The sequence below is a fragment of the Leptospira chreensis genome (assembly GCF_016919165.1).
GTDB lineage: Bacteria > Spirochaetota > Leptospiria > Leptospirales > Leptospiraceae > Leptospira_A > Leptospira_A chreensis.
In genome coordinates this window covers 19661-28164 of the sequence record NZ_JAFFPS010000045.1, presented here as the reverse complement: position 1 = coordinate 28164, position 8504 = coordinate 19661, and the positions used below count along the sequence as shown (strand labels likewise).

Sequence of the window (8504 nt, the reverse complement as noted above, 5' to 3'; positions counted from 1 at the left end):
TAGACAAGATAAAAATAGGGAAGAAGGCCAAGTAAACTTGCAAACAAAATTTGAGGCCAAGTGATTTCTTTTGCCATCGGTTTTGCATAACCTTCTTCTTTTGCATAAGGCAGAAGTTTCATCATAAATATAGATAAAAACCTGCTCAAAGAATGTGCAGAAATAAAATAAAGATAACTACTGAGTAGGTGATGGCTTTCCATTGAATTGATCGTGAATTGTAGTCCCTTAAATTGATACTGAGCAAAGGATTCAGAAGCTCCTAAGACTTTTAATAGAATCAGGAGGGATATTCCAACGGCTCCAAAACTACCCACACGACTATCTTTCATGATTCGAAGAATGTCTTCTCGTTTCCAACCTCCGCCAATTCCATCGCAAAAATCAGAGAATCCATCTTCATGAAAAGCTCCCGTGAGGATCAGTAAAAATCCAAGCGAGATTACAAAGGCAATGGTGTGGCCAAAAAATAACTGGAAACTTATAAAAACAATCCATTGTAAGGTTCCGAGTAGAATCCCCACAGTGGGTGAGTATTTGATTGATTTATGTAACCATTCTTCTTGGAAACCAATCCAATGGGGTGCAGGAATTCTGGAAAGAAATGACAAACAAACAAAGAATAGGCGAATTTCGGTTAATAAAAATAGCATATTAAACTTTATTTTGCATCTGTATTACTAACACCAGCATCTGCAAAAGATGCCATTTCATTTAGAAATTTTACACTCAGTTCAATAAGAGGGTAGGCGGCAAGAGCACCGCTACCTTCTCCTAAGCGGAGATTTAACCTAAGGAGAGGTTTTATTTTCCAATGTTCTAAAATAACAGTATGTCCTTCTTCCTCAGATAGATGAGAAAAGATGGCGTAGTATTTTACTGCCGGGTTCAGTGCAAAAGCAATGGCAAAGGCTGCTGTTGCTATAAATCCATCCACGACAAAAGTTTTTCTTTGGGCCGCAGCCCCGATCATGGCACCCGCCATCATTCCAATTTCAAATCCACCAAATTCCGAAAGTATTTCGATAGGATCTTTTAGTTTTCCTGTTCTTTGGTATGCTTCCGATAGAATTTTGATTTTATTTTCTTTAGCGTTATGATTTAGGCCTGTACCTCTTCCCACAAGTTTTCTTAGCGGAATTTCTGTTAGATGGGATAATATGATGGATGCCGCAGAAGTATTTCCAATACCCATTTCACCGAATAAAAATATATTGGTTGATTCATATTTTGTTTCATTCAGTAGTTCGATTCCGTGTAAAATGGAATCTTTCGCTTCGTCTAACGACATGGCTTTCGATTTTAAAAAGTTGGATGTACCTTTGCGGCTTTTTCTTTGGATGAGACCTGGGGTATTATTTTCCCAGTCATGGTCTACACCAGCATCTACAACTTCAACTTCGATATGACTGTGTTTGGCGAAGACATTGGCACAGGCCCCGCCCGATAAAAAATTTAAAACCATCTGCCAAGTGACATCTTTGGGGTATAGAGAAACCGGTTCTTCCGTAATCCCGTGATCCCCGGCAAAAAGAATGAGTTTCGGGTTCTTTAACTCAGGAGAAAGGGTATTTTGGATTTCTGCCAATTGCATGGCAATGGTTTCCAAATCACCAAGGGAACCAAGAGGTTTGGTTTTATTGTCTATTTTACTGCGGATCGAACTTCGCAAAACATCGGTTACGGGAGAAATGGAGGGTAGGGAAAATGGGGACATAGACAAAACCAATCTAAACGAACCGGTATCGGCTTCCATCGTTTTTGGGCTTGGACGGGACAGGGAGGTTTGGGAATTGGTAATTTGGGCCGAAAAAAATCCGAATTTCTTCCCTTGGGGCGCTTTACGTAGGAAGCCATCGGAGTTACTATGTCACCAAGCCATGGAAGATTTCGCCCACCTTCATTTGCACACTACCTATTCTATGTTGGATGGAGCCATACGGATCAGCGATTTGATGAAACGTGTGAAGGAACTCGGTATGAGTTCCGTTGCTATCACTGACCATGGAAACATGTATGGGGCCATTGAGTTTTATAAAGAAGCTGTCAAACACGATGTCAAACCCATCATCGGTTGCGAATTCTATGTAACACCTTCTCGCAGTGCTGAAACCGAACTGGATGAAATCGCCGACGGTGGTGCTTATCATATCATCTTACTTTGTAAAAATGAAGTTGGTTATCAAAATATCATCAAATTGGCGAGTCGATCTTTTACGGAAGGTTTTTATCGTAAACCTAGGATCGATTATGATTTATTGGAGCGGCATAGTGAAGGACTTGTATGTTTAACCGCTTGTCTTGCCGGGGAAGTTAACCGAAAGATCTTAGAAGGTAAAGAAGATAAGGCGTATGCGTTAGCTGGTCGTTTGCATGAAATTTTTCGCAAAGAAGATTTTTATTTAGAAATCCAAGATCATGGAATTCCAGAACAACGGATCGTTGCAGAAGCCGTTATGGGATTTTCAAAACGAACCGGCATCCCTCTTGTTCTCACAAACGATTCCCACTTTCTCACTAAGGATGATAGAGAAGCCCAAGATATCTTACTTCGTATCGGAATGCGTAAAAACATCGATGATGAAATGCGTTTCGGATTCAATGAAAACTTTTATGTAAAGTCTCCTGCGGAAATGATTAACATTTTCCCAGACCATAAAGATGCATTTTATAATACATTAGCCATTCGTGATAAATGTTCTCTTAATTTCCAATTTGGAAATCCATTATTACCTCCCTTTGACGTACCTCCTGGTTTCGATACCGATAGTTATTTAGAAAAACTAGTTTGGGAAGGAATCATCGAAAAGTACAAAGAGATAACGCCTGTTGTACGAGAAAGAACTGAATATGAAATGCAAACCATCCGTAACATGCATTTTGCCGGATACTTTCTGATTGTTCAGGATTATATAAACTTTGCAAGGCGTGCCGGAATTCCTGTGGGGCCGGGCCGTGGTTCTGCCGCCGGTTCCATCATTGCTTATGCCCTTGGAATTACCAATGTCGATCCTATCCGATACAATTTACTTTTTGAAAGATTTCTCAATCCAGACAGAAAGGATATGCCAGATATTGATACCGACTTTTGTGTAGAAAGACGAGAAGAAGTCATCAATTATATCAAACAAAAATATGGTGAGAACCGAGTCGGTCAGATTATTACCTTTGGATCTCTCGCTGCAAAAGCTGCGATCAAAGACGTGGCTCGTGTTTTTAATGTTCCGTTCTCCGAAGTCAATGAGATGAGTAAACTTTTCCCCAAAAAATTGGGGATCACCATCCAAGAGGCCGTTGAGACTTCAAAAGACCTTCGTGATATTGCGGAAAAATCAGAGTTAAACAAAAAAGTTTTTTCTATTGCTCAGAAATTAGAAGGTAACTACCGTCAGGTGGGGCGTCATGCTGCTGGTGTTGTCATTGCACCCACTGCACTCGAAGAAATTGTTCCTTTATCCACAGTCAGTGAAGCTGGTCGTGAAGGCCGTTCCATAGTCACTCAATACGACAAAAATATGTCGGAACAAGTGGGACTCATTAAGATGGATATCTTAGGTTTAAAAAACTTAACTACCATCCATCATGCCACCAAACTCATTGAAAAGCGCCATGGCCTCCTTCTTGATTTAGATAAAATTCCTTTAGATGATGCCGCCACATTTAGTTTGTTACGAAAGGCAAATGTTCTTGGGATATTCCAGTTAGATTCTTCTTCTGGAATTCGAGATCTTTTTGCTAAGGCCCAAGTCCAAAAATTCGAAGAGATAGCAGCCTTGCTTGCGTTATACAGGCCGGGTCCCATGGGATCGGGGATGTTGGATGACTATTTAGATCGTAAAAACGGGAAGAAGAAGGTTATTTTCCCTCACGATAGTTTGGCGGAAGTTTTGGGTGAAACTTACGGTGTTGTTGTTTACCAAGAACAGGTAATGGGTATCTCTCGAATTATGGGTGGATACTCTGTGGGAGACTCGGATGTTCTTCGTAAGGCGATGGCCAAAAAAGATAAATCAAAACTCCCTGCCTTAAAGGAAAAATTTGTCAAAGGTGCCATCGAAAAAAAAATCAATGAAAAACTAGCTATTGAACTTTTTGAACAATTAGAAAAATTTGGTGAGTATGGATTTAACAAATCCCACTCAGTTGCCTATGCATTTGTTACTTATCAAACTGCTTTTCTAAAAGCCAATTATTCTATTGAATACTTAACCGCACTTTTATCGGGAGACCATTCCAAAATTACCGATGTGGTGAAATACATCAACAATGCCAAAGAAATGGGAATACGTATCTTAGGCCCTGATGTCAAAGAGTCAGGAATCTCTTTTGAAATTACCGATGACAAAACAGTTAGATTTGGACTCTCTTCTATTAAGGGAGTGGGGGAGCTTGCGGCAGAAAATATCATCACCAATCGTAATTCAATTGGTGGATACAATACGCTCGGTGACTTTACAAAGAAGTTAGATACGAGACTTGCAAACAAAAAGGTAATTGAATCTTTAGCGCAAGGTGGAGCCTTCGATTCCTTTGGTTATACTAGAAAAACAATTTCTGAATCAACAGATATCATTCTTAATTATGCGAACAAAAAACAGGCAGAAGAAAAAGAAGGTCAGTTTTCTTTGTTTGGTGGGGCCAACGGTGGGGGAGAAGAAAACCTCAATCTACCTAAAGATGGAATTGAATGGAGTGGGGATGAGTTACTTCGAAAGGAAAAAGAAACAACAGGATTATATCTCTCCGGCCACCCACTTGATAAATTTACAGAACAATTAAAAACTTTAAAACCAACTACCATCGAAAATTTGGAAGAGGTTCGTCCGAAATCAAAGGTAGAGATTGCAGGGGTTCTTTCTAAAAAAGTGGTCAAACTCACTAAGAAAAAAGAAGAGTTCGTCAACTTTATGATCGAAGACCAAACCGGTGAGATTGAATGTGTTGCCTTTCCAAAAACTTATGCAGAATTCAAACATCTATTCACGGAAGACAATACCGTTTTTATCCGTGGTATTTTGGAACGTCTAGATGCCGACGAATCGGAGTTAAAAGGTCAAATCATAGTTAATAAACTAGAAGAACTAAACTCTGTTACTATTGAAAAGAAAATGGAAAAAACTCTCCATTTAACAATCAATATGTTAGAAGAAAAAAATAGAGACGTAATTTTAAAACTCCAAGACATTCTTTCGGTTCATCGTGGTGCTTCTTCTGTGTTCTTTCATTTGGTTGGTAAAGGTGATGAAAAAAAAGTCATTCGTGCCCACGATCATTTCTCTATTGAGATCACACAAGACCTTATGAAAATGTTAACTGACATACTTGGAAAAGGTTCTGTTCGTTATACTGTTGGCGAAGAAGTGAGAATTTTCGGATAAAATTTGTGGAGACCTCATCTCTTTCCTTAACTTTATTATTAGAGTTTCTTTGGATGGGTTCGGGAGCTTTTTTCTGTTTGATTTGGTCTCTATCCAATTTAATTCGCAACCGTAACCTTCCTGGATTTGTTTGGTCTTTTATACTTTTTTCCACAGGGCTTTGGTTACTCACCGGTGCTTTTATGTTCACTGGTTTTTATACTTACCTTCCTTCCATAGCTTTAATCCATATCCCTTTTGTTTTTCTATCTTCTACATTACTCTATTTGTATTTAGAATATTTATTTTTAGAAAAACCCATCCAAATCAAACTGTATCATCTTTTCCCATGTTTTGTATCCATATTCTTTTTGGTTCCCTTCTACTCGGGATCCGATTTAGAAAGATTAACCATTTTAGAACTGATGGGAAAATCGCAGTACGGTGCTGTCGTTGTAGGACTAAACTTTGGAATTAAAGTTTCTATTTTAGTTTCAGTGGGTTTATTCCTTTTGAAGGAATGGATTCCCAATGTTCGAATGTCAGTTTTTTTTTCCAAAAAGGCAATTTATTCCCTTATATTTATTCTACTCATTTGGATCGATTTGTTACTTGGAAGTATTGGATTCACCTTCCAAATTCCTATTTTTCGTAAACTCAGTGCTTACCTTTTGCCGGTTCTTATGTATTTTTACTATTTCACTCGCGAACTTTGGACTCCTTTTGTGGCCGATGTTCGAGATAGCATCCAAAGAAATAAATATGAAAAATCCAAACTAGTATCAGTTCAACTAGAAACCATCGATCAAAGGTTATACGAACTGATGCGTGAAAAGGTGTTCTGTGATGAAGATCTTAGCCTTTCTAAATTAGCAGATATGGCAGAAGTCAAACCAGGCCAACTATCGGAATACTTTCACAAACGTTATGGATTTGGATTTTACCAATACATCAATCAATATAGGATCGATGAGGCAAAACGTTTGTTATTAGAAGCAGAAGAAAGGTCTATCCTTTCCATAGCCGATGCTGTTGGATTCAATTCGAAATCAACCTTCAATCGAGTTTTTTTAGAAACGGTGGGAACCACACCTTCCGAATTTCGTAAACAATCAAAATCTAACTAAATCTGATCTACCCTAAGTCTCAAAGAATTCCCCAAGACGACAAAGGGATAATTCTTCGTTAGAATGGGTTCGTAATGAGGAAATGCAATGCGAACCATGATTGATTTTTATTTAGATCTTCCGGCAAAGTTTGGACAGAAAAATGCTTTTGCTACCAGAGTCAGTGCCGGTGAATACCAGTTCAAAACTTACAACAACCTGCTATCCGATGCTAAGGATTTGGCTTTTGGACTGCGGGCCAGTTTGTCTGAAAGAGAAAAAGTAGCCATCTTTGCTGACAATGCCTATGAGTGGATTCAAACCAGTATCGCGGTTACATTGTTAGGTGCAGTGGATGTTCCCCGGGCTTCAGACGTAACAGATCATGATATTCTTTATATTCTAAATCATTCGGAATCTAAAATCCTATTTGTGGAAAACGAAGCCGTATTCAAAAAAGTCATTCGTTTGGAACCAGAGTTAGAATTTTTAAAAGAAATTGTGATCATTTATCCTCCGAAAGAAGGAAATAAAGAATTGAGTTCGCGTAAAATTAAAATCTCTACTTTGCAGGAGTTAGTTGGAAAAGGAAAAGAACTTCGTAAAGCCGACACAAGTGATTCTACTTTCTTAAATAACACCATTAAAGAATCAGATCTTTTTACTATGATTTACACTTCCGGAACCACAGGAACTCCCAAAGGTGTGATGTTGACACAAGGCAATATTCTTTTCCAATTGCAAAACTTACCTCTTCGTTTGCAGAAAGGAGATAAAACACTTTCGATTCTACCCATCTGGCATATCTTTGAGCGAATTTTTGAAATCTTTAGTTTGTATTACGGTGCAAGTACTTACTATAGCAGTGTTCGTACATTAAAAGAGGATTTGAAATTTATAAAACCAAACTTTATGGCTTCGGCACCGAGACTTTGGGAAAGTATCTATTCAGGAATTTTGGGAACCCTTGCCAAATCTTCTACAGTAAAACAAAAAATGTTTCAAATCGCAATGTTTTTTGCCAAAAGATTTTTTATCTCCAGGCAAGTCATTACAGGGAATGTTTTAGACATCCATCCTGTTGTGTTTTGGAAACAATCCATTCGTTTTTTATACCACCTCTACAGGTTTCTTTTGGTGAGCCTACCTCATTTGTTTTTTGATTTTTTGGTTCTATCCAAGATCCGAAAAGCAACCGGTGGAGAACTGCGAGGTTCTTGTTCCGGTGGAGGGGCATTACCTTATCACGTAGATGAATTTTTTAATACCATCGGAATTCCTGTATTAGAAGGTTATGGGATGACAGAAACGGCACCTGTGCTTGCTATGCGAACCTTTGATGAAATCATTCCTGGTTCTGTCGGCCGTATTTTCCCCAAAACTAATTTACGTCTTGTCGACCTTCATACGGGGGAAGTGTTTTTGGATACAGAAGTTGGTAAATTTGTATTTGGACGAAAAGGTGAGATTCATGTGAAGGGAAAACAAGTGATGGCTGGGTATTATAAAAATCCAGATGCCACTAATAAGGTTTTGGTGGATGGTTGGTTGAATACGGGAGACCTCGGAATTTTTACGGCGAACCATCACTTACGAATTGTAGGGCGATCTAAAGAAACCATTGTCTTGTTAGGTGGCGAAAATGTGGAACCTGTTCCTATCGAATCCAAAATTTTAGAATCGGAATGGATTGACCAATGTATGGTTGTGGGACAAGACCAAAAGTATTTGAGTGTTCTTGTTTATCCGAACCTGTCTCGATTTGAAGAACCAGTTACCGGAGAATTCTGGAACCAAAAAGAAGTGATTCAAAAAATCGAAACAGAAATCAAAACTAAAGTGAATGCACAAACTGGGTTTAAATCTTTTGAAAGAGTGGTTGGTGTTGTGGTTTTACCAAAACCATTTGAAGTAGGGGACGAACTAACAGCCAAATTATCTTTAAAGAGACATGTCATCACGGACAAATACAAATCAGAAATTTCTAGTTTGTATTCCAATAACTAATCGAAAGGATTTGTCGTTTGTTGTGATCATAAGT

Annotated in this window: 5 protein-coding genes; 3 read left to right on the top strand and 2 right to left on the bottom strand. The window is 38.5% G+C overall.

Annotated features, from left to right (window positions below; translation table 11 throughout):
* A partial coding sequence (locus JWG41_RS13445) for an adenosylcobinamide-GDP ribazoletransferase (protein WP_205270447.1) occupies positions 1–653 on the bottom strand: 653 nt, incomplete at its 3' end.
* An 8-nt stretch (positions 654–661) separates the two neighbouring features.
* Complete coding sequence (gene cobT, locus JWG41_RS13440) at positions 662–1717, bottom strand: nicotinate-nucleotide--dimethylbenzimidazole phosphoribosyltransferase (RefSeq protein ID WP_205270446.1); 1056 nt, start codon at positions 1715–1717, stop codon at positions 662–664.
* 163 nt (positions 1718–1880) lie between these two features.
* Here cobT and dnaE point away from each other — a divergent pair, with 163 nt between their 5' ends.
* The 3 genes from dnaE (at position 1881) to JWG41_RS13425 (ending at position 8470) form a co-directional block, all read left to right on the top strand.
* Entirely contained in the window at positions 1881–5378 is a 3498-nt protein-coding gene (gene dnaE / locus JWG41_RS13435) for a DNA polymerase III subunit alpha (RefSeq protein WP_205270449.1), read from the top strand.
* Positions 5379–5383: 5 nt separating this feature from the next.
* Entirely contained in the window at positions 5384–6484 is a 1101-nt protein-coding gene (locus JWG41_RS13430; protein ID WP_205270445.1) for a helix-turn-helix domain-containing protein, read from the top strand.
* 87 nt (positions 6485–6571) lie between these two features.
* Complete coding sequence (locus tag JWG41_RS13425; protein WP_205270444.1) at positions 6572–8470, top strand: AMP-dependent synthetase/ligase; 1899 nt, start codon at positions 6572–6574, stop codon at positions 8468–8470.
* Positions 8471–8504 lie beyond the last annotated feature (34 nt).